This window comes from Arthrobacter sp. Z4-13, from assembly GCF_054792705.1.
In genome coordinates, this window is record NZ_CP096459.1 from 1,978,671 (window position 1) to 2,000,233 (window position 21,563).

Annotated in this window: 22 protein-coding genes; 19 read left to right on the forward strand and 3 right to left on the reverse strand. The window is 64.4% G+C overall.

Annotation, left to right across the window (positions count from 1 at the left end):
- Positions 1-59 precede the first annotated feature (59 nt).
- Together M1E07_RS10805 and M1E07_RS10810 are read left to right on the forward strand one after the other, a co-directional pair.
- Positions 60-1,364, forward strand: coding sequence for a M20/M25/M40 family metallo-hydrolase (locus M1E07_RS10805; RefSeq protein WP_461190193.1), 1,305 nt, complete (start codon positions 60-62; stop codon positions 1,362-1,364).
- Between the two features lie 10 nt (positions 1,365-1,374).
- Entirely contained in the window at positions 1,375-2,532 is a 1,158-nt protein-coding gene (locus M1E07_RS10810; RefSeq protein WP_461190194.1) for an acyl-CoA dehydrogenase family protein, read from the forward strand.
- A 49-nt stretch (positions 2,533-2,581) separates the two neighbouring features.
- Here the strand turns inward: M1E07_RS10810 and M1E07_RS10815 are convergent, their stop codons facing one another.
- On the reverse strand, positions 2,582-2,815 hold the full coding sequence (locus M1E07_RS10815; protein ID WP_104043961.1) for a DUF5703 family protein: 234 nt from the start codon (positions 2,813-2,815) through the stop codon (positions 2,582-2,584).
- A gap of 40 nt (positions 2,816-2,855) precedes the next feature.
- Here M1E07_RS10815 and M1E07_RS10820 point away from each other — a divergent pair, with 40 nt between their 5' ends.
- A complete protein-coding gene (locus tag M1E07_RS10820) occupies positions 2,856-3,128 on the forward strand; it encodes a hypothetical protein (protein WP_104043962.1) in 273 nt (90 codons plus the stop codon).
- A 37-nt stretch (positions 3,129-3,165) separates the two neighbouring features.
- On the opposite strand, the gene M1E07_RS10825 is transcribed toward M1E07_RS10820, so the two are convergent.
- The gene (locus M1E07_RS10825) at positions 3,166-4,101 is read right to left on the reverse strand and encodes an aldo/keto reductase (protein ID WP_461190195.1); all 936 of its coding nucleotides are present in this window, start codon (positions 4,099-4,101) and stop codon (positions 3,166-3,168) included.
- Positions 4,102-4,153: 52 nt separating this feature from the next.
- On the opposite strand from M1E07_RS10825, the gene M1E07_RS10830 reads away from it, so the two are divergent.
- Both M1E07_RS10830 and mshC read left to right on the forward strand, forming a co-directional pair.
- Positions 4,154-4,987: an undecaprenyl-diphosphate phosphatase gene (locus M1E07_RS10830; RefSeq protein ID WP_461190196.1), complete on the forward strand. Its 834-nt coding sequence runs from the start codon at positions 4,154-4,156 to the stop codon at positions 4,985-4,987.
- Positions 4,988-5,002: 15 nt separating this feature from the next.
- Complete coding sequence (mshC, locus tag M1E07_RS10835; protein ID WP_461190197.1) at positions 5,003-6,280, forward strand: cysteine--1-D-myo-inosityl 2-amino-2-deoxy-alpha-D-glucopyranoside ligase; 1,278 nt, start codon at positions 5,003-5,005, stop codon at positions 6,278-6,280.
- 62 nt (positions 6,281-6,342) lie between these two features.
- Here mshC and M1E07_RS10840 read toward each other — a convergent pair whose 3' ends face one another.
- Positions 6,343-7,248 carry a PAC2 family protein gene (locus M1E07_RS10840; protein WP_461190198.1) on the reverse strand — a complete coding sequence of 302 codons (906 nt, stop codon included), beginning with the start codon at positions 7,246-7,248 and terminating at the stop codon, positions 6,343-6,345.
- Positions 7,249-7,398: 150 nt separating this feature from the next.
- On the opposite strand from M1E07_RS10840, the gene M1E07_RS10845 reads away from it, so the two are divergent.
- From M1E07_RS10845 to tatA, 14 genes are all read left to right on the forward strand, one after another.
- Positions 7,399-8,139 carry an HAD family hydrolase gene (locus M1E07_RS10845; protein WP_461190199.1) on the forward strand — a complete coding sequence of 247 codons (741 nt, stop codon included), beginning with the start codon at positions 7,399-7,401 and terminating at the stop codon, positions 8,137-8,139.
- Positions 8,132-9,298, forward strand: coding sequence for a site-2 protease family protein (locus tag M1E07_RS10850; protein ID WP_461190200.1), 1,167 nt, complete (start codon positions 8,132-8,134; stop codon positions 9,296-9,298). The genes M1E07_RS10845 and M1E07_RS10850 overlap by 8 nt, the downstream gene beginning before the upstream one ends.
- Positions 9,299-9,395: 97 nt before the next feature.
- Positions 9,396-10,460 (forward strand): tRNA (adenine-N1)-methyltransferase, encoded by a 1,065-nt coding sequence (locus tag M1E07_RS10855; protein ID WP_461190201.1) that lies wholly within the window; start codon positions 9,396-9,398, stop codon positions 10,458-10,460.
- A gap of 82 nt (positions 10,461-10,542) precedes the next feature.
- On the forward strand, positions 10,543-12,294 hold the full coding sequence (gene arc / locus M1E07_RS10860; protein WP_461190202.1) for a proteasome ATPase: 1,752 nt from the start codon (positions 10,543-10,545) through the stop codon (positions 12,292-12,294).
- A complete protein-coding gene (dop, locus tag M1E07_RS10865) occupies positions 12,291-13,964 on the forward strand; it encodes a depupylase/deamidase Dop (RefSeq protein ID WP_461190203.1) in 1,674 nt (557 codons plus the stop codon). Before arc ends, dop begins: the two co-directional genes overlap by 4 nt.
- Before the next feature lie 84 nt (positions 13,965-14,048).
- The gene (locus M1E07_RS10870; RefSeq protein ID WP_015937113.1) at positions 14,049-14,252 is read left to right on the forward strand and encodes a ubiquitin-like protein Pup; all 204 of its coding nucleotides are present in this window, start codon (positions 14,049-14,051) and stop codon (positions 14,250-14,252) included.
- 81 nt (positions 14,253-14,333) lie between these two features.
- Positions 14,334-15,155, forward strand: coding sequence for a proteasome subunit beta (gene prcB / locus M1E07_RS10875; protein ID WP_461190204.1), 822 nt, complete (start codon positions 14,334-14,336; stop codon positions 15,153-15,155).
- A 1-nt stretch (position 15,156) separates the two neighbouring features.
- A complete protein-coding gene (gene prcA / locus M1E07_RS10880; RefSeq protein WP_461190205.1) occupies positions 15,157-15,867 on the forward strand; it encodes a proteasome subunit alpha in 711 nt (236 codons plus the stop codon).
- A gap of 8 nt (positions 15,868-15,875) precedes the next feature.
- Positions 15,876-17,240, forward strand: a complete 1,365-nt coding sequence (pafA, locus tag M1E07_RS10885) for a Pup--protein ligase (protein WP_461190206.1) — start codon at positions 15,876-15,878, stop codon at positions 17,238-17,240.
- Positions 17,241-17,352: 112 nt separating this feature from the next.
- Positions 17,353-18,315, forward strand: a complete 963-nt coding sequence (locus tag M1E07_RS10890) for an FKBP-type peptidyl-prolyl cis-trans isomerase (RefSeq protein ID WP_461190207.1) — start codon at positions 17,353-17,355, stop codon at positions 18,313-18,315.
- A 77-nt stretch (positions 18,316-18,392) separates the two neighbouring features.
- Positions 18,393-18,788 carry an FKBP-type peptidyl-prolyl cis-trans isomerase gene (locus M1E07_RS10895; protein ID WP_461190208.1) on the forward strand — a complete coding sequence of 132 codons (396 nt, stop codon included), beginning with the start codon at positions 18,393-18,395 and terminating at the stop codon, positions 18,786-18,788.
- Positions 18,789-18,893: 105 nt separating this feature from the next.
- A complete protein-coding gene (locus tag M1E07_RS10900; RefSeq protein ID WP_461190209.1) occupies positions 18,894-20,900 on the forward strand; it encodes a helix-turn-helix transcriptional regulator in 2,007 nt (668 codons plus the stop codon).
- A gap of 10 nt (positions 20,901-20,910) precedes the next feature.
- A complete protein-coding gene (locus M1E07_RS10905; RefSeq protein ID WP_461190210.1) occupies positions 20,911-21,258 on the forward strand; it encodes a hypothetical protein in 348 nt (115 codons plus the stop codon).
- 32 nt (positions 21,259-21,290) lie between these two features.
- Positions 21,291-21,563 (forward strand): Sec-independent protein translocase subunit TatA, encoded by a 273-nt coding sequence (gene tatA, locus M1E07_RS10910; RefSeq protein WP_307095033.1) that lies wholly within the window; start codon positions 21,291-21,293, stop codon positions 21,561-21,563.

The window sequence follows — 21,563 nt, forward strand, 5'->3', positions numbered from 1 at the left end:
AGGCTGAGGGCAGCAATCCAGCGCTGCAAAATCCAACATCCCCCACTGAGGAGCCCTCAATGCCCGATGTCCTGCCCGAGGATGAAGTTATCCGTATCTGCCAGGAACTCATCCGGATAGATACCTCGAACTTCGGTGACGGGTCCGGGCCGGGGGAGCGGGCCGCGGCTGAATACGCCGCAGGGCTCATCGAGGAAGTCGGCATGGAGGCTGAAATTTTCGAGTCGGCTCCCGGGCGGGCCAACGTGGTCACGCGGATGGCAGGCGAAGATCCTTCCGCCAGCGCCCTGGTGGTGCACGGCCACCTTGACGTGGTTCCGGCCCTCCGCGACCAGTGGTCCGTGGACCCGTTCGGAGCAGAACTGAAAGACGGGCTCATCTGGGGCCGCGGCGCCGTCGACATGAAAGACATGGACGCCATGATCCTCGCCGTCCTGCGGGGCTTTGCCCGCACCGGCAAAAAGCCCAAGCGGGACATCATTTTCGCCTTCTTCGCAGATGAGGAGGCCGGCGGCGCTTACGGTGCCCGCTACGCCGTGGACAAGCGCCCGGAGCTCTTTGAAGGCGCAACCGAGGCCATCTCGGAGGTGGGCGGCTTCTCTGCAACCATCGGCGGGCAGCGCACCTACCTGCTCCAGACCGCCGAGAAGGGCATCTCCTGGCTCCGCCTGGTAGCCCACGGCAGGGCCGGCCACGGTTCCCAGATCAACACCGACAACGCGGTGACCCGCCTCGCGGCCGCCGTGACGCGCATCGGCGAATACAAGTGGCCCATAGAACTGACGCCCACCACCAGGCAGTTCCTGGATGGTGTGACGGAACTCACCGGCGTAGAGTTCGACGCCGACAATCCCGATCTCCTGCTGAACCAGCTGGGCACCGTGGCCCGGTTCGTCGGCGCAACCCTGCAGAACACCACCAATCCCACGCTCGTAAAGGGCGGCTACAAGCACAACGTCATCCCGGAGTCGGCGGAGGCGCTCATCGACTGCCGTACGTTGCCCGGGCAGGAGGAGCACGTCCTGGAAACCGTCAAGGAACTGGCGGGAGCCGGGGTGGACGTCAGTTATGTGCACAATGACGTGTCCCTTGAGGTTCCCTTTGCCGGCAACCTGGTGGATTCCATGATCGACGCCCTGCACTCCGAGGACCCCGGCGCGAAGGTGCTGCCCTACACGCTCTCGGGCGGCACGGACAACAAGTCCCTCAGCAGGCTCGGCATCACCGGATACGGTTTTGCACCGCTGATGTTGCCGGACGAGCTGGACTTCACGGGTATGTTCCACGGGGTGGACGAGCGCGTCCCTGCCGACTCGCTCAAATTCGGCGCCAGGGTGCTCAACACCCTGCTCACCAACTACTAGGCAGGCTGCAGTGACCCCGGAAGAAGTCCTGCCGGACGCCCTCCTGGAACGGATCCGCGGCCGCGCCGCCGGATACGACAGGGACAACGCGTTCTTCCACGAGGACCTGCAGGAACTTATCGAGGCAGGCTACCTGAAGCTTTTTGTCCCCGCGTCCGACGGCGGGAAGGGACTTGGGCTTGAAGCGGCGGCGCAGTGCCAGCGGAGGCTGGCAACGGCGGCGCCCGCCACGGCATTGGCGGTCAACATGCACCTGGTGTGGACCGGCGTCGCGCAGGTCCTTCAGGCAAGAGGCGACGATTCCCTGGGGTTCGTCCTCAAGGAAGCCGGCCACGGCGAAGTCTTTGCATTCGGCAACTCGGAGGCAGGGAACGATTCGGTCCTCTTCGACTCCCGCACCGTGGCGGAGCCGCAGCCCGGCGGCTACACCTTCACGGGCACGAAAATTTTCACCAGCCTGTCGCCGGCGTGGACCAGGCTGGGGATCTTCGGCAAGGATTCTTCGGCCAAGGACGGCGATGGCGAACTCGTCCACGGCTTCATCACACGGGAAACACCCGGCTACCGCGTACTGGACGACTGGGACACGCTGGGCATGCGCGCCAGCCAGTCCAACACCACCGTTCTGGAGGGCGTATTCGTTCCCGAAAGCTGGATCTTCCGCAAGCTCCCCGTAGGGCCCAACCGCGATCCTCTGATTTTCGCTATTTTCGCCTGCTTCGAGACGCTGCTGGCCGCCGTCTATACCGGTGTGGGGGAGCGGGCGCTGGCAGTCGGGGTGGAAACCGTAAAGCGCCGGACGTCCTTCAAAAACGGCGGACGGAGCTACGCGCAGGACCCGGACATCCGCTGGAAGGTTGCCGAAGCCGCGATGGCCATGGACAACCTGTATCCGCAGCTGGCCTCCGTAGCCGCCGACGTCGACACCCTCGCCGATCACGGCCCGCAGTGGTTTCCCAAACTCGTGGGCCTGAAGGTCAACGCCACAGAGACCGCACGCCGCGTTGTTGACCTCGCGATCCGCGTCAGCGGCGGATCAAGCTATTTCCGCGGTTCCGAGCTGGAACGGCTCTACCGGGATGTTCTGGCCGGCATGTTCCATCCGTCCGACGACGAATCAGCCCACAACACGGTGGCCACCGCCTGGCTCGGGCCACTTGAGGATTAGACGGTTGCTGGACCTGGCTGTTCTAGACGGTCCGCTGGACCTGGCTGTTCTAGACGGTCCGCTGGACCTGCATCACGCGGCGGCGGAGCCAGAACCGCCTGCCGCCGCCGACGTACAGCTTGCTGCGCTGCAGCTCCCACTTGCCGTATTCGGAGTGTTCCACCAGGCGGCGCCTGGCCTCGTGCAGTGAATCGACAGGGCTGACCGTCAGTACAAGGTACTCGTACTGCTTGGCATAATCCCGTTCCCGCTGGACCGAGCTGGTGAGAAATTGTTCCTTCATTTGCTCTCCATTTTCGTCCTTTTCCGGCTAACGTGAAGGCATGAGCATCGATCCGCGTGTCGCGCTTCAGTCCTTGACCACCGCTTTGGAAGAACACCTTATAGCAGCATCCAACCGCCGCGGAGATGGGGACCCCTCCGTGGAGGCGGCATTCTTCGCAGTCGCCGATGCTTTTGAAGTCTACGAGGACGCACTCTACGAGGCCTACAACGAGGTCACGCCGCTCCAGGTGTTTGATGACGAGGACGACGAGGAAGAAGAAAGCGACGTGGACGACGAGGACCTTGAAATCGTCGAGGACCGGAACGTCTGATACAAGGGCACCGCGGAGTGTGTGGCCAGCAAAAGCCCTAGTTAAGGGCTGATGCATCCTCCAGGGCGCAAGCTATCTCAGGCGGCAGCGGGGTCAGCTGGGCATCCAGGATTTCCTTGAGCTGCGCAGGCGTGCGTGGACCCACTATCGCCGTCGCCACACCGTGCTGCGACAGCAGCCAGCTCAGGGCCACGTCCTGCGGCGACCGGCCCAGTCCCTTGGCCGCCATGCACACAGCCTCCACCGTCCTGGACGCCTTCCCGTCAAGGTATGGTTCCACGTAGCCGGCTTCCGCCGCAGAAGCTCCGCGCGAACCGGTGGGGATACTGCCGCGGTACTTTCCGGTCAGCACCCCCCGGCCCAACGGTGCCCACGCCATGAGGCCCAGACCTGCATCCTCAACTGCCGGAATAAGTTCCGCTTCCGGCCGCCGCTGCAGGAACGAGTACTCGGCCTGGGCGGCCACGACAGGGAACCCTGCGATGGCGGCGGCCTTGGCCGTCTGCCAGCCGTTGAAATTCGACACACCGGCGTACCGGGCCCTGCCGGTACGCACGGCATACTCCAATGCGGACAGCGTTTCATCCAGGGGCACGTTGCCGTCCCAGGCCTGAGCGAACCAGATGTCAACATAGTCCGTGCCCAACCTGGCCAGGCTGCCCTCAAGGCCGGTGAGCATCGCGTTCCGTGACGTGTCCACACCGCGGCGGCCATCCGGCGTCGTCAGTCCTGCTTTGGTGGAGATGGAGATCTCAGTGCGGGCAACCACATCGCCCAGCATGGATCCAATCATTGCCTCCGACCGTCCATCGACATAGGACGCAGCCGTATCCACGTGCCGGCCGCCCGCATTCAGAAAGGTGCGAAGCAGCTCCGAAGCGTCCTGTTCGTCGGTCTCGCCGGCCCATGACATGGTGCCAAGGGAGAGGGCGGAAACTCGCAATCCACTGTTGCCGACGTAACGCTGCTGCATAGCAGCAAGCTTACGGGCAGAACGGGCCCTGCCCATGCCGTAGGGTCTTAGCGTGAACTGGTTTGAGGCGGCCCTGCTGGGCCTTGTGCAGGGACTGACCGAATTTCTACCGATCTCATCAAGCGCCCATCTGCGGATTGTGGGGCAGTTCCTGCCCAATGCCGCCGACCCAGGTGCAGCTTTCACCGCCATCACCCAGCTGGGTACTGAAACAGCGGTAGTGATCTATTTCTGGCGCGATATCGTCCGGATCGTTAAAGCGTGGGCCGGTTCCCTTGCCGGGAAAGTCTCCCGGCAGGATCCTGACGCCAGGATGGGCTGGCTGGTGATCCTGGGCAGCCTGCCCATTGTTGTCCTGGGCCTGCTGTTCCAGGACCAGATCGAGTCAGTTCTCCGCAGCATGTGGATCGTCGCCACCATGCTGATCGTGTTCGGTCTGATCCTGGCCGTCGCGGACGCAGTGGGCAAGCAGGAACGGGACCTGACCAAACTGACGTACAAGCACGGCATCCTCTACGGCTTCGCCCAGGCCATGGCGCTCATCCCCGGTGTGTCTAGGTCCGGCGGCACCATCACCGCAGGCCTCCTGATGGGCTACACCCGCGAAGCGGCCGCACGGTACTCGTTCCTGCTGGCCATCCCCGCGGTGTTCGGCAGCGGGCTCTTCCAGCTGTACAAAACTGTGTCCAACGAGGGCATCAGCGGCCCCTACGGACTGCCGGAAACAGCACTCGCCACAGTGATCGCCCTCGTGGTGGGCTACATCATCATCGGCTGGTTCCTGAAGTTCGTCTCCACCCGCAGCTACCGCCTGTTCGTCTGGTACCGAATCCTCCTGGGCCTGGCCCTGTACCTCCTTCTCGGTTTCAATGTCATCAGTGCCTAGCACTAGGCTTGGCGTGTGAAATCCTGGATCTCCCGCCCTGTTCCCGACGTGCCCGGCAGCATGCCAGCCATCCGGTTGTTTGATACCGCCGTAGGCCGGGAGGTGGCCCTGGAAACAGACGGCCGGCCCTCCATGTACGTTTGCGGCATCACGCCGTACGACGCCACCCACATGGGCCACGCTGCAAGCTACGTGGCGTTCGACCTCCTCAACCGGGTTTGGCGGGACGCCGGCCATGACGTGTCCTACGTGCAGAACGTCACCGATGTGGACGACCCGCTGCTGGAGCGCGCCACGGCCACCGGGGTGGACTGGCAGGACCTGGCCGCAGGCCAGATCGAGCTCTTCCAGACGGACATGGAAGCACTTAACGTCCTCGCACCCGACCACTACGTGGGCGCCGTCGAATCCATCTCCCTGATCGTGCCTGAGGTGGAACGGCTCGTCAGCCTGGGGCTGGCGTACAAGGTGCAGGGCATCAACGGCGAGCCGGACGGAGATGTTTATTACGACGTCGAGGCGGCCGGCAAGCAGTCAGCATTGCCGGACGCGTGGGCCCTGGGATCGATTTCCGGCCTTTCGGAAAGCGAGATGCTGGAACTCTTCGCCGAACGCGGCGGTGATCCGGGCCGGTCCGGGAAGCGCCAGGCGCTGGACCCGCTGCTGTGGCGGGTGGAGCGGGAAGGCGAGCCCAGCTGGCCCGGCGGGAGCCTCGGAGCCGGCAGGCCAGGCTGGCACATCGAGTGCACCGTCATCGCGCAGAAATACCTGCCCTCGCCCTTCACCGTGCAGGGCGGCGGCTCGGACCTGATTTTCCCGCACCACGAGATGGGTGCCGGCCACGCGTTCTCACTCGCCGGGGTCCCGTTGGCCAAGCACTACGCCCACGCCGGAATGGTGGGCCTGGACGGCGAAAAGATGAGCAAGTCCAAGGGCAACCTGGTGCTCGTATCAAAACTGCGCGCAGCGGGGGAGGACCCGGCAGCCATCCGCCTCGCCATCCTTGCCCACCACTACCGTTCGGACTGGTCCTGGACGGAAGAAGGATTTGAGGCCGCCAAAGCGGACCTGGCAGCATGGCGCAGGGCGCTCGGGAACGCTCCCGCCGGATCCGCCCCGGCCCTCATCACTGAGATGCGCGCCGCACTGGCTGCCGATCTTGACGCTCCCGCCGCGGTTGCCGCTGTTTCCCGCTGGGCACGTCAAGCCAACTCCGCCGCTGGCCCCGTGAGCGGCGAGGACCAGGCACTGGTGCGGGACGCCGTCGACGCCCTTCTCGGCATCCGCCTCTGATGAAGCCTGTGTGGGCGGCTCCTGCATGACAGCCTCCTGCGGTGGCCGCAGGGCCGGCCTGCTCAGGGCCGGTCCTGCCCCCGGCGCTTGAGGTAACGCTCAAACTCACGGGCAATGGACTCGCCCGTTGCCTCCGGAAGATCCGCGGTGTCCTTTGCCTCTTCAAGCTGCCGGACATAGGCGGCAATTTCCGGGTCCTCGGTGGCCAGTTCGTCCACGCCCCGCTCCCACGCGTCGGCTTCCTCAGCCAGTTCATGGGTGTCCAGCGGAACCTGGAGCAGTTCCTCTATCCGGTGGAGAAGGGCCAGTTGCGCTTTGGGCGATGGCGCCTGGGCCACGTAGTGCGGGACGGCCGCCCAGAGCGAAACCGTGGGAATGCCTGCCAGGAGCGAGACCTCGGAGAGCACTCCAACGATTCCCACCGGGCCTTCGTACTGTGAAGCTTCCAGGTTCATGCGTTCCCTCAACGGTGCATCATCCGAGGACGTGCTCACGGGAATGGGCCGGCTATGCGGAACGTCTGCCAGCAGGGCGCCTACCAGGACCACGTAGTCAACGTTCAGCGCCTCCGCGTGCACCAGGAGTTCCGCGGTGTAGGCCCGCCATTTATAGGATGGCTCAGTGCCCTGCACAAAAATGACGTCCACGTTCGAACCCGGCGCGCTGGCTTTGTAGATCCGGGTGGAGGGCCACTTGATCTTGCGTTCGCCCGCGGCGTTCCGGCGGACAGTTGGGCGGGTGAACTGAAAATCGTAATACTCGTCGGCGTCTATGGAGGCCACCTTCTTGCCGCCCCACAGCTTGTTGAGGTACCGCAGCGAGTCGCTTGCTGCCTCGCCGGCGTCGTTCCAGCCTTCAAAGGCGGCCAGCATCACTGTGACGCGCTGCCCGTCAGCCACAGGCTGCAGGAAGCGCTCACGGGCGGGTCCGGCACCCGGTTCGGTGGTGTCTCCCTCGAAGCTATTCATTTCTTCACCCTACGTCCAAGGAGCGGGGTCTTGCATGGAATGAAGCGCCGAAAAGTGTGCCTTACTCTCGCCAAACGGTGGCAAACCGGGCCGTATTCGCCGAGGGCGTAGCCACAGTCACCGTCCAGAGTGTCCCCGTAGACTGGAGGAATGCGACTGCCAGCCTCCAGTTCCCCGCTCAAAGCCGTCCTCTGGGATATGGACGGCACCATCGTGGATACAGAGCCCTATTGGATAGCCGCTGAACAGGCGCTGGTGGAATCACATGGTGGAACCTGGTCGCATGAACAGGCCATGCAGCTGGTAGGACAGTCCTTGACGTTCTCTGCAGGCCTCCTCCAGCAGGCCGGCGTCGATCTCGGGATCCGCCAGATCATTGACACCCTCACCGCTGAAGTGGTGGCCAGCGTCAGGAAGAGTGTGCCGTGGCGCCCGGGCGCCCGGGAACTCCTGGAAAACCTCCACCTTGCGGGCGTCAGATGCGCCCTTGTCACCATGTCGGAGGGGCCGCTCGCCCGGGAAGTGGTGGCCAGCCTGCCGCGGCCGTACTTCGAGGTGGTGGTCACCGGGGACACGGTGGCGCAGGGAAAGCCGCACCCCGAGGCGTACCTGAAAGCGGTGGACCTGCTCCGGGAAGAGGACCCTGACCTGGAGATCCACCATTGCGCAGCGCTGGAAGATTCGGCACCGGGCGTCGCGGCGGCAGTGGCATCCGGGGTGGCCACCGTTGCCATTCCCCACATCGTTCCGCTGCCGGAGGACGGACGGTACACGTTGTGGGAATCCCTGGCGGGACGCTCGCTGGCCGACCTTGAGGACCTGGTTCTGGCCCGCTCTGCGGCGCCGTCCGCTGCAACACCGGCCGGAGTTCCGGTGATTGCACATGACTGATACAGCGGCTCCGGTCCGCCGCGAAGGCATCCCGCTGGGCAGGATCGCCGGCGTTCCAGTTGTCCTGGCCTATTCGTGGTTCCTCATCGCCGCCTTCACCGTGATTGTTTACGGACCGGTACTTGACCGGAGCAACCCCGCCCTTGGTGCCAGCGCCTACGTCGTCGCGTTCGCCTACGCTGTCCTGCTGCTCATCTCGGTCCTGGTCCATGAACTGGCCCACGCCCTGACAGCCAGGATCTACGGCTGGCCAACCCAGAAAATCGTGCTCAACCTTTGGGGCGGGCATACCCAGTTTGAAAGCTTCACTGCCACCCCTGGGCGGTCCGTCCTGGTGGCCCTCGCCGGCCCGGCCGCCAATTTTGTCCTCGCCGCGGGCGCCTGGCTGTTGCTGAACGGCGCCGCCCTCAGCAGCGTCGCCGAAATCCTCACGAACATCTTTATGTGGGCAAACTTCCTCATTGCCGTCTTCAACGTTCTGCCGGGGCTGCCGCTGGACGGGGGCAGGCTGGTGGAATCCGTCGTCTGGAAGGCCACCGGCAGCCAAGCCAAAGGGACCGTGGCAGCAGGATGGGGCGGACGCCTGATTGTCATAGCCCTTGGCTACTGGTTCGTCCTGCGGCCGCTGCTGGCCGGTGATTCGCCCGAGTTCAGCCTGCTCATGATCACCATCCTGGTGGGCGGATTCCTGTGGATGGGTGCTTCGGCTTCCATCCAGCAGGGAACGCTGCGCGGGCGGCTTCACCTGGTCAGTGCCACGGCCCTGTCGACGCCGGCCGTTGGGCTGCCTGCCACGGCGTCGGTCCAGGACGCCCTCCGGCTTGGTGCGCCGGACACCACTGCGGTGGTGGTCTGCGGATCTGACGGACGCCCCGAGGCCGTGGTTGATCCTTCCGCGCTGGCATCGGTTCCCGCTGCCGCTGCCGCGACAACTCCCATTACTGCTGTGTCCTACGCCCTTGCGGCCGGCGCTTACGTGCCGGAATGGTCGAAAGGACAGGAACTTCTCCATTTCCTCTCCCAGCTGGAAGGGCGGGACTATGCCGTGGTGGACCACAACGGCCGGGTGACCGGGCTGCTGTCCCAGGACGCAGTGCTGTCCGCCATTACGGGCAGGCGCCAGCAACCCGGTAGGCAACCGCAGGGCCGGAACCGGTAGAGTTACCTGCCGGTCGTGCATTGCCGCCGCAGAAGCCACAATGTCTTCAAGGACATCGACGCGGGGGCGCAACAGTTTTACAGGAGCGAGGAAAATCATGAGCAGCGAAACTGCCGTCAACGAAGCCACAGCAGCAGCACAATCCGGTGTTGCCGCCAGCGGCTCGCAGCCGGTGGGAGCTGCCCGTCGCCGGGGACCCTTCCGGGAAGGCGAACGCGTCCAGTTGACCGATGAGCGGGGACGCATGAACACGGTCACCCTCGAAAGCGGCGGCGCCTTCCATACCCACCGCGGCTTCCTGAACCACGATGACATCATCGGCAAGGCCGACGGCTCGGTAGTGGTCAACAACGTTGGCCAGCAGTACCAGACCCTGCGTCCCCTCCTCTCGGATTTCGTCCTCTCCATGCCCCGCGGAGCTGCGGTGGTCTACCCCAAGGACGCCGGCCAGATCGTCACCATGGCCGACATTTTCCCCGGCGCCCGGGTAGTGGAGGCCGGAGTTGGCTCCGGTGCCCTCTCCATCTCTTTGCTGCGCGCGGTGGGCGACAACGGCTACCTGCACTCCTTTGAACGGCGTGAAGAGTTTGCGGACATCGCCCGCGGTAACGTCGAGACGATCTTTGGCGGCCCGCACCCTGCGTGGCAGATCTCCCTGGGGGACTTCCAGGAGGAAGTTGTGCGCAGCGAGGCTCCCGGCTCGGTGGACCGCGTGGTCCTGGACATGCTCGCGCCCTGGGAGTGCCTCGACGCCGTGGCCACAGTCCTGGCGCCGGGCGGCGTGTGGATCAACTACGTGGCAACCGTCACCCAGCTCTCCCGGACGGCGGAGGCCATCCGCGCCGACGGCCGGTTCACGGAGCCCGACGCCTGGGAGTCCATGGTCCGCGGCTGGCACCTCGAGGGCCTCGCCGTCCGCCCCGACCACCGCATGGTGGCCCATACCGGCTTCCTGCTGGTCACGCGCCGGCTGGCCGACGGCGTTACCGGCATCTCGGTCAAGCGGCGCCCCTCAAAGACGGACTTCAACGAAGAGGACGTCAACGCCTGGACGCCGGGCGCGGTAGGGGAGCGGCTGGTCTCCGACAAGAAGCTTCGGCGCGCCGCCCGCGATGCCATTGCGGGCACGAACGTCAAGGACACACCGGAGATCACGAACTAGTCCATATTTCGGGAGTCTCCCTCCCTACCTGCCATCTTGGGGCTAAGGTCTTAATACAAGTGCAGGAAGGGGCTGATACATCATGGAGACGCCAAACCAGGACTCCGGACGTACACCGGCAGAGCAGTCTGCCGCCAACGACCTCTCGGTTGCGGACCGCCAGGTCAACATCCTCAGGGACAAGCTCAGGCATATCGACCGCCAGCTGGCTGCGGCAACGCAGAACAATACCAAGCTGGTCACGATGCTTGAAGCCGCGAAGGCCGAGATTCTCCGGCTGAAGAACGCGTTGGACCAGGAAGGACAGCCTCCCTACAGCTTCGGCACCGTTCTCCAGCTGAACCCGCGCAGGCTGCCCTCGCCGGGCAGCAGCGGGCAGGCAGCCACTGAAGAATCAGTGGACATCTTCAACGCAGGCCGGAAGATGCGCGTGGGCGTCAGCCCGCTGGTGAACATCAACCAGTTGGCCGTGGGCCAGGAAGTGCTCCTGAACGAGGCGCTCCTGGTCGTTGCCGGACTCGGCTACGAGCGGGCAGGCGAGCTGGCCACGCTGAAGGAGTTGCTTGGCTCAGACCGCGTCCTCGTGGTGGGACGGGCCGATGAAGAGCGGGTGGTCCGGCTTTCGGGCGCTCTCCTGGCCGAGAAGCTCCGGGTGGGCGATGCCCTCTCCATCGACTCGCGCACCGGTTATGCGCTGGAGAAAGTGCCCCGGTCCGAGGTGGAAAACCTGGTCCTGGAAGAGGTCCCTGACATTACCTACGAGGACATCGGCGGACTGGGACCGCAGATCGAACAGATCCGCGACGCCGTCGAACTGCCGTTCCTGCACCCGGACCTCTACCGGGAACACGGCCTGAAGGCTCCGAAGGGCATCCTGCTCTACGGTCCTCCCGGCTGCGGTAAAACCCTCATTGCGAAGGCCGTCGCCAATTCGCTCGCTGCGCGCGCCGCCGAACGCTCCGGAAACGTGGACCTGAAAAGCTACTTCCTGAACATCAAGGGCCCTGAGCTCCTGGACAAGTATGTTGGCGAGACGGAGCGGCATATCCGGCTGATCTTCGCCCGCGCCCGCGAAAAAGCGTCGGACGGCAGCCCCGTAGTGGTGTTTTTCGATGAGATGGATTCGCTGTTCCGCACCCGTGGCACCGGCATTTCCTCCGACGTCGAAACGACCATCGTGCCCCAGCTGCTCAGCGAGATCGACGGCGTGGAGCGGCTGGACAACGTCATTGTGATCGGCGCGTCCAACCGCGAGGACATGATTGACCCGGCCATCCTTCGGCCGGGGCGGCTGGATGTCAAAGTAAAGATCCACCGCCCGGATGCCGAGGCTGCCGCGGACATCTTCAACAAGTACATCACTACGGACCTGCCATTCCATGAATCTGACCTTGCCGAGCATGACGGCGACGTCCAGGCCACGGTGGACGCAATGGTCCAGCGCACCGTGGAAGCCATGTACTCCACGGACAAGTCCAATGAATTCCTGGAAGTCACCTATGCCAACGGCGACACAGAGATGCTCTATTTCAAGGACTTCAACTCCGGTGCCGTGGTGCAGAACGTGGTGGACCGGGCAAAAAAGTACGCGATCAAGGACCTGCTGACCACTCACCAGAAGGGGCTCCGGATCGAGCACCTGCTGCGGGCCGTGGTGGACGAGTTCCGTGAGCATGAGGACATGCCCAACACCACCAACCCGGACGACTGGGCCCGGATCTCCGGCAAGAAGGGTGAGCGGATCACCTACATCCGCACCATCGTGCAGGGCAAGGCCGGCCAGGAGCCTGGAAAGTCGATCGAAACAATGCCGAGCACAGGGCAGTATCTATGACGGCTGCGCCGGAGCCGGCCGCCGGGGGCGCCCTCCCTGCGGGCGGGGCCATGCGGGTTATGGGAGCAGAAACCGAATACGGCATCCATGCCCCGTCCGCCCCGTCCGCGAACGCCACCATGATGAGCGCGAGGGTGGTCCAGGCGTATGCCCAGGTGACCCGCCAACGTGCGGCCGGCGGAGCGGAAACGCGGTGGGACTACACCGACGAGGAGCCCCTCCATGATGCAAGGGGCTGGACAGTGGACAGGGCAACCGCCCACCCCAGCCAACTGACCGACCAACCGCCGGTGCTGGACGCTGAAGCAGTGGCGCTGGCCTACGGCCGGGAGGAACTGGAGCTCGACGGGCAGGATGAGTCCGGCACCCTCCTGATGAACATGGTCCTGGGCAACGGTGCCAGGCTGTACGTTGACCACGCCCACCCCGAGTATTCGAGCCCCGAGGTGACGAACCCGCGTGATGCCGTCACGTGGGACGCCGCGGGTGACCTCGTTGCGCTGGCCACCGTACGGCGTTTGAGCGCGGATCCCGACCTGCCGCCGGTGAACCTCTACAAGAACAACACCGACAATAAATCAGTGTCCTACGGGTCCCACGAGAACTACCTCATGCCCCGCTCCGTTCCGTTCGGGGACATCGTCCGCGGTTTGACGCCCTTCTTCATCAGCCGGCAGATCCTCTGCGGGTCCGGCCGGGTGGGGATCGGCCAGGACGCTTCCACTCCCGGCTACCAGATCAGCCAGCGTGCCGATTTCTTTGAAGCCGAAGTGGGCCTCGAGACCACCATCCGCCGTCCCATCATTAACACCCGGGATGAGCCGCACTCCACCGCGGACAAATACCGCCGGCTGCACGTCATCATTGGCGATGCCAACCTCAGCCAGGTCTCCAACTACCTGAAGTTCGGGACCACGGCCATGGTCCTCAGCCTCATCGAGGCCGGGCTGGCGCCAAAGATTGAGGTTTACGAACCGGTGGCCGCCCTCCAAACCGTGAGTCACGATACGTCCCTCACCGCAACCATGAGGCTGCTGGACGGCCGGCGCGTCACGGCACTCGACCTCCAATGGATCTACCACGAGGCCGCGGCCAAGCTGGCGCAGGACACAGGTGTTGGTGATGCCATCGACGGTGACGGGCACACCCATGACGTCCTGGACCGGTGGGCCACTGTGCTCACGCAGCTGGACAGCGACAGGGCCGCTGCGGCCAGCTCCGTGGAGTGGCTGGCAAAGCTCTCGCTCCTGGATGGTTACCGTGAACGTGACGGCCTGGAGTGGAAAGATGCCCGGCTTGGGCTCATTGATCTGCAGTGGGCGGACATCAGGCCGGAAAAGGGCTTGTACTACCGGTTTCTTGCCAGGAACCGCATGGACAGGATTGTCGACGACGGCGCCATAGCGGCTGCCGTGGGCGAGCCGCCGCCGGACACCCGTGCGTTCTTCCGCGGAAAGTGCATCAGCAACTTCGGCAAGGACGTGGTGGGGGCCAGCTGGGACTCGGTAATCTTCGACGTCCCTGGCTACGGCAGGCTTCAGCGGGTGCCCACCCGGGAACCCCTTCGGGGAACCAGAGCCCTGACCGGAGCGTTGTTCCAGCGCTACCGGGAAGCGGGTCCATTCCTCGCGGAGCTCCTGGGACACAACACCGCTCCGCCTGCGGCGTAAACCGCGCCGGACGGCCTGCATCGTGGCAGGATGGGCATATCGGTGGATCCGCCGGATCCAACGGCAGGAAAGGGAGAGGTAACAATGGCAGGCCAGGAGCAGCAGCAGCCGCAATCGCGCGACAGCCAGGTCGACGAGGACATTCCCGAGGCCCCGCCCGCGCCGCCCGAAGCGCAGGCATCAGCATCAACCGAAGGCGTGGACGACCTCCTCGACGAGATCGACGGAGTGCTCGAATCCAACGCCGAGGAATTCGTGCGCGCATTCGTCCAAAAAGGCGGTCAGTAACCCGGACCCGGCGGGTGGCGGAAGCCGCGGACGGCCGGAATCTGTACCGACGTTGAAGAACTACGTTCAAGGAGTGCATGAGTGCAGGAATCAACCGCCCACCAGGTAGCCGCCAACGCCACCTCGTCCTTTACCGAACATCTGCAACGGGACCGGCCCGAACTCCTGCCATACAGCAGGGGACTTCAAGGCGCTGCGCCCGTGACCGCACCGCTGCAGGTGCCGCACGCCACCACCATCGTGGCCATGGGCTACGCCGGCGGTGTGCTGATGGCGGGGGACCGGCGGGCCACCATGGGCAACGTGATTGCCAGCAGGCACATTGAAAAAGTCTTTCCCGCTGACCGATACTCCGTCCTGGGCATCGCCGGCACTGCCGGAATAGCCATTGACCTCACCCGGCTGTTCCAGGTGGAACTGGAACACTACGAGAAGATTGAGGGCACCCTCCTTAGCCTGGAAGGCAAAGCCAACAGGCTCGGAGCGATGATCCGCGGCAACCTTCCCCTCGCCATGCAGGGACTCGCCGTGGTGCCGCTCTTCGCCGGGTTCGACACCAGCGCCGGTGTTGGAAGGCTTTTCTCTTATGACGTCACCGGCGGCAGGTACGAGGAACACGAGCACCATACTGTCGGCTCCGGCTCCGTCTTTGCCCGGGGTGCCCTGAAGAAGCTGTGGCGGCCAAACCTGAGCGAGGCTGAAGCAGTCTCCGTCGCCGTCGAAGCCCTCTACGACGCGGCCGACGACGATTCCGCCACCGGAGGCCCGGATACCGTCCGCCAGCTGTGGCCCGTCATCTACACCGTGGACCGGTCCGGCGCGCGGCGGGTAGCTGAGAACGTGCTCGCTGCCGCCGCCGGAAATATCATCGAAGCCCGCACCAATGCCGGACGGGAGGCCTAAGATGACACAGCAGTTTTACGTATCGCCCGAACAGCTGATGAAGGACCGTGCGGATTTCGCACGGAAAGGGATAGCCCGCGGCAGGTCGGTTGCCGTCATCAGCTGTGCGGATGGCATTGCGCTGGTGGCCGAGAACCCATCACCGTCCCTCCATAAAATTGGCGAGATTTACGACAAAATAGCGTTCGCCGCCGTCGGGAAATATAACGAATTTGAAAGCCTTCGGCAGGCCGGCGTGAGGTACGCGGACGTTCGGGGCTACTCCTACGACCGCGAGGATGTCACAGCCCGCGGCCTGGCCAGCGTTTATGCACAAAGCCTCGGCGCCGTCTTCACCGCCGAACAGAAGCCGTTTGAGGTTGAACTTGCAGTAGCCGAGGTGGGCCCCACGCAGGCCGAGGACCATCTCTACCGCCTCACTTTTGACGGTTCCATCGCCGACGAACACCAGTTTGTTGTGATGGGCGGTCAGGCAGACAAGGTGTCCGCAGCAATCGAGGAGGGCTGGCGCAGTTCACTGAGCTTTGCCGACGCCCTGCGGCTTGCCTTGTCAGCACTGGTTCCGGCGGCTGAAACGGGCGAACAGCCGAAGGCACTGCCCGCGAAGGCAGTGGAAGTTGCCGTCCTGGACAGGTCGTCGGAGAACTCGCGCGGTTCCCGTCGCGCCTTCCGCCGGCTTGACGACGCGGATATCACTGCACTGCTGGCCTAGGAGGAAACATGGACAAGAGAATCTTTGGCATTGAAACGGAATTCGGGATCTCCTATTCCAGCCCTGACTCAAGGCCTCTTGCCCCGGAGGAGGTGGCCCGGTACCTCTTCCGCAAGGTGGTCAGCTGGGGCCGTTCATCCAACGTATTCCTCACGAACGGCTCCCGGCTGTACCTCGACGTAGGGTCCCATCCCGAGTACGCCACGGCGGAGTGTGACGACCTCGCCCAGTTGATCGCCCACGACCGGGCCGGGGAGCTCATCCTTGACGACCTCGTGGACGAGGCTCAGGCCCGCCTCGCCGCCGAGGGCTTCAACGGCACCGTGTACCTGTTCAAGAACAACACGGACTCAGCCGGGAACTCCTACGGCAGCCACGAGAACTACCTCATTCCCCGCCGAGGTGAATTTTCCCGGCTGGCCGAGATCCTGATCCCCTTCCTGGTCACCCGGCAACTCATTGCCGGTGCCGGGAAAATCCTGAAGACCCCGCACGGGGCCACCTTCGCCTTTTCCCAGCGGGCAGACCACATCTGGGAAGGCGTTTCCTCAGCCACCACCCGGTCCCGGCCCATTATCAATACCCGTGATGAACCGCACGCTGATGCCGAGTTCTATCGGCGCCTCCACGTCATCGTCGGCGATTCGAACATGTCTGAAGCCACTGCCCTGATGAAGGTGGGCACGGTTGACCTGGTGCTGAGAATGATCGAGGCCGGGGTCATCATGCGCGACATGCGGATGGAAAACCCTATCCGCAGCATCCGCGAAATTTCCCACGACCTCAGTGGCCGGGCGCTGGTCCGCCTGGCCAACGGGCGCCAGCTGACAGCACTGGAGATCCAGCAGGAGTACCTCACCAAGGTGACCGCCTTCGTCAAGGAGCACGGGGCCCACAACCCCCATGTCCCGGTGATCCTCGACCTCTGGGAGCGGACCCTGAAGGCCATCGAAAGCGGTGACACCCGCACCATCGACACGGAGATCGACTGGGCCATCAAGAAGAAGCTGATGGACAACTACCGCGAACGCCACGGGCTCGGTTTGGACGCCCCGCGGATAGCCCAGCTCGACCTGACGTACCACGACATCTCCCGCAGCCGCGGCCTCTACTACATCCTGCAGTCCCGCGGTGCCGTGCGGCGCATCGTGGACGACACGGTCATCAAGGACGCCGTCGACGCGCCGCCGCAAACCACCCGTGCGAAACTTCGCGGTGACTTCGTCCGGCGGGCGCAGGAGTTGGGCCGGGACTACACCGTGGATTGGGTACACCTGAAATTGAACGACCGGGCGCACCAGACGATCCTGTGCAAGGATCCGTTCCGCAGCGTGGATGATCGCGTGGATGCCCTTCTCGACTCTATGGGCTGACACCCAGCTTCAGGGGCTATTCTGGATAGAGCCCTTTCGAGGGCCTGCCGCGGTGCCGTCCGCCGAGTTGCGGATCACCGCCTCCACCTTGCCCCGACGAAAGTTCTCTTACGTGCGCCGACTACTAGCACTCCTTCTTCCCGCCCTGCTGCTGCTCACCGCCTGCGGCGGGTCGACCGCAGAGCCGGAACCCACCAGCAAGTCTGCTGGTGAGACTGCAAAGTTCGACTCCCTCAAACTGACCGACAACGGGGACAAAAAAGCTCCCGGCGTGGAATTCACCAAGCCGCTTGAAGTCGCTGAACCCACCATCAAGGTGGTCACCGAGGGCGACGGCGACAAGGTCAAGGCCAACCAGGTTGCCAACATTTCCCTCCTTGCCCTGAACGGCACGGACGGATCCACGCTGCAGGATACGTTCCCTGAAGAACCACAGCCCTTGCCGCTGGACGAGGAGCTAAAGACCGGCAGCCCGTTCGTTTACGACGCGTTCGTGGGTGCAAAGATAGGATCAACCCTGGCTGTCGCTGTGCCCGGACAGGCAACCGCTGCCGCCCCCAGCCCCTCCGGCGGTGCCAGCGCAAGCCCGTCAGCCGCAGCCCAGCCCACGCAACTGCTCATCATCAAGGTGCTTTCCGCATCCGACGTAACCCCTGCGCTGGAGAAGCCCGAAGGTGAGACGGTAACCCCGCCGGCCGGCTTGCCCACCGTCACCGAGAAGGACGGCATCCCCGAGATCAATGTGGAAGGTGTTGCCGCTCCCACCGCGCTGGTATCCCAGGACCTCATCAAAGGCAACGGCGCCACCGTCAAGGAGTCCGACACCCTGACAGTGAACTACGTTGGCGTAACCCTGGTGGGCGGAAAGAAATTTGACTCGAGCTTCGACCGGGGCGAACCCGCAAGCTTCCCGCTCACCGGCGTCATCAAGGGCTGGACCCAGGGCCTTGCCGGCAAAACCGTGGGCTCGCGCGTCCTGCTGGTTATCCCCAAGGACCTGGCCTACGGCGACGCCGGCCAGGGCGAGGCCAAGGGCGATCTTGTCTTCGTAGTGGACATCCTCGGAGCCAAGTAGCAACAATGGCAACAGGCCCGGCCCCCGCCGCGGCATCGAACTGCAGCACACCATCTGCCAGACACCAAGGAGCAACCATGTCTTTTGGACAGCGGGATTTTGACCGCCAGAAGCCCGAGATCGATTTTCCCGAGGGCGAGGTCCCCACGGAACTGGTCATCACCGACCTCATCGAAGGCGACGGCCGGGAGGCCCAAGCCGGAGACACCGTTTCCACCCACTACGTGGGCGTAGCCTGGTCCACCGGCGAAGAATTCGATGCCTCCTGGGGCCGCGGCGCGCCGCTTGATTTCCGCGTGGGAGTCGGCCAGGTCATCCAGGGCTGGGACCAGGGCCTCCTGGGCATGAAGGTAGGCGGCCGCCGCCGCCTCGAAATCCCCTCCGAGCTTGCCTACGGTTCCCGTGGCGCCGGTGGAGCCATCGCTCCCAACGAAGCCCTGATCTTCGTGGTTGACCTCGTGGGCGTTCGCTGACCCCAGCGCACCAAGCCGCCGGGAGCGCGGCAGCAACAGGACCATCACATCCTGTTGCTGCCGCGCTTCCTGCGTTCCGGCACGGAGTTTAGTAACGTAACGAGGGTGTCCGCATCCCGTACTGAACGCCTCCTGAACCTGCTGATCGCCCTGCTCAACACGAGGTACGGCCTGCGCCGCAGTGAACTGCGGGAAACGATCTATCGCGACACCCCCGGCAATGAGGCATCCTTCGGCCGCATGTTCGAACGGGACAAAAGCGATCTGCGCAAGTTCGGGTTTGACGTCGAAACGCTGACGGACCTGGGCTGGAGCGAAGACGATCCTGCCACCACCCGCTATCGGATCGGCAAGGAATCCAATCGCCTGCCGGACGTCCAGCTCGGACCGGATGAGTGGACAGTTCTTCTCCTGGCCTCCCAGCTCTGGGAGCGGGCAGCGCTGGGCACAGCCGCCCAGAGCGCCCTGCGAAAGCTCCAGGCGTCCGGCGCGATGGCGGACGTCCAACTACCCGCGGGGGTCCAGCCCAGGATCAAACCCGCAGGCCAGGCCTTCGACGACCTCGTTGCGGCGATGCATGCCAAGCACCCCGTCGCGTTCACCTACCTTGCAGGCAGCACTGGAACCGAGGAGCAACGGACTGTAGAGCCCTGGGGCCTGGGCAGCCGCTTCGGGCACTGGTATCTCGCGGGCTATGACCGGACCCGGAAGGCACCCCGCCACTTCCGGCTCTCCCGCTTCACCAGCGCGGTGACCACCCTCGAACGGGAACAATTCACGCCCCCGCGCGACTTCAACATCCGGCAGGAACTGGACCGCCTGCCCGAACTGCCGCTGCGCACCGCCGTCGTGGACGTCCGGAAGGGGCGCCTGCTGGCACTGCGCGGCCGCGGTGTTGTCCAGGACGCGGCCCGGAAGGTGGCCCGGGACAGCCCCGCCGGTGATCAACCCGAAGCCGGCTACGAGCGAATCAGCCTGCAGTACCGGGACCCGGAGGTCCTGGCCGAAGAGCTGGCTTCCTACGGCCCTGACGCCCAGGCCGTGGCTCCCGCTGAGCTTGCCGACGCCGTCCGGCGCAGGCTTCGTGCCGCAGCCCAGTTCAGCGCCGCCGCAGTTCCCCAGTTCCGGTTCGCCGCCGTACCTGCCCGTCCCGTCCGCGCGCGCACCTCAGAGGACCAGCTCAAGCGGATGCTCCAGCTGGTGCCCTTCCTGGTGCACAATCAGGGCCTGCACATTCAGGACGTTGCTGAACACTTCGGCATCAGCAGAAAGGAACTCGAGGATGACCTGCAGATCCTCATTTGTTCAGGCCTGCCGGAGGGATACCCCGATGACTTGCTGGACATCCAGTGGGAGGACGAGCACGTCTACATCACCCAGGACCTCGACCTGACCAAACCCGTACGCTTCACCGTGGAAGAGGCCTGCGCCCTCCTGACCGGGCTGGAGACGCTGAACGGCCTGCCGGAGGTAGCTGAGGGTAGTGCCCTGGAATCGGTGACGCTCAAGCTCCTGGCGGCCGCCGGCGAGGAGGGGTTGCGTGCAGCCTCCCTTGCCGGGCCGGTGGTGGCACCCGCCGATGCCACCACGCACGCCACCGTCAGGCAGGCCATCGCATCCGGGTCCCAGCTGCGCCTGAGGTACCTGGCTCCCCAGCGGGACAGCGTATCCGAACGGGACGTGGACCCGCTGCGCCTCTACTCGCTGGACAATATTTGGTACTTCGAGGCCTACTGCCATTCCGTGGAAGGGCTGAGGAACTTCCGCCTGGACCGCGTTCAGGACATTTACCCGAATGGACGGCCCGTTCCAGCAGGGACCACGCCGACCGAGGGGGTTCCGGCAAAGCTGTTCACGGCCAAGGACGACGATACGATCGTCACCGTCCAGCTCACCCGGCAAGGGAGGGGGCTGGCGGACGATTACTACGCGGAACGCACCGCAGAGCTCGACGACGGCGGGCTGGTGGCCGAGATACGGTTCGGCAACACTGCGTGGCTTCCAATGTTCGTGGCCCAGCACGGCGGTTCCGCGCGCATCCTGGCACCCGTGGAGCTGGCCGACGCGGCGCGCACGTGGCTGGCGGCGTCGCTGGCCAGGTACGGCGGCTAGACTTCTCAGCATGCCTTGGTGGTTTTGGATCCTGATATGGGTGGCGCTCGTTGCGCTGTCACTGCTCCTCTATGTCATTTTGGGCATCGGGCTGTTCCGCCAGTTCATGGCCACCCTCAAGGATCTGGGGGCAGCAGGGGAAAAGCTGGGGCAATTGGGCCCCATGGAACAGACGGCCATGGACCCGGATCCGGCGAAGCCGCACCCGGGTTCCGCAGTTTTTGCCTCGCCGACTGTCATGCGACATGATTACGAGGCATCCAAGTCGTCCCGACGGGAAGAACGCCGGCTCAAACGGGTTCAGCGCAAGACGGACCGGGGCCAGCCGCAGGCGCTCGGCGATCTGGACTTCACTTAGAAGTAAAATGTACTTAGACGAAAGGATTTCCCGTGGGAAGACTCTTTGATGGCCCCTGGCCCATCGTAATTATCATCGTTGTTGCTTTGCTTCTTTTTGCCGCGCCCAAACTTCCGGCGATGGCACGCAGCCTTGGACAGTCCATGCGAATCATCAAATCCGAAGTCAAGGAAATGAAGAACGACGGCAAGACCGAGTCCACGGACGCCTCAGGTCCGGTGGAAGGCACCATCGTCAACCACCCCCAGGCGAAGCCCGGCGAGCCGACAGACGGCACTGACGTTCCGCCGTCGAACCGCGCCTGA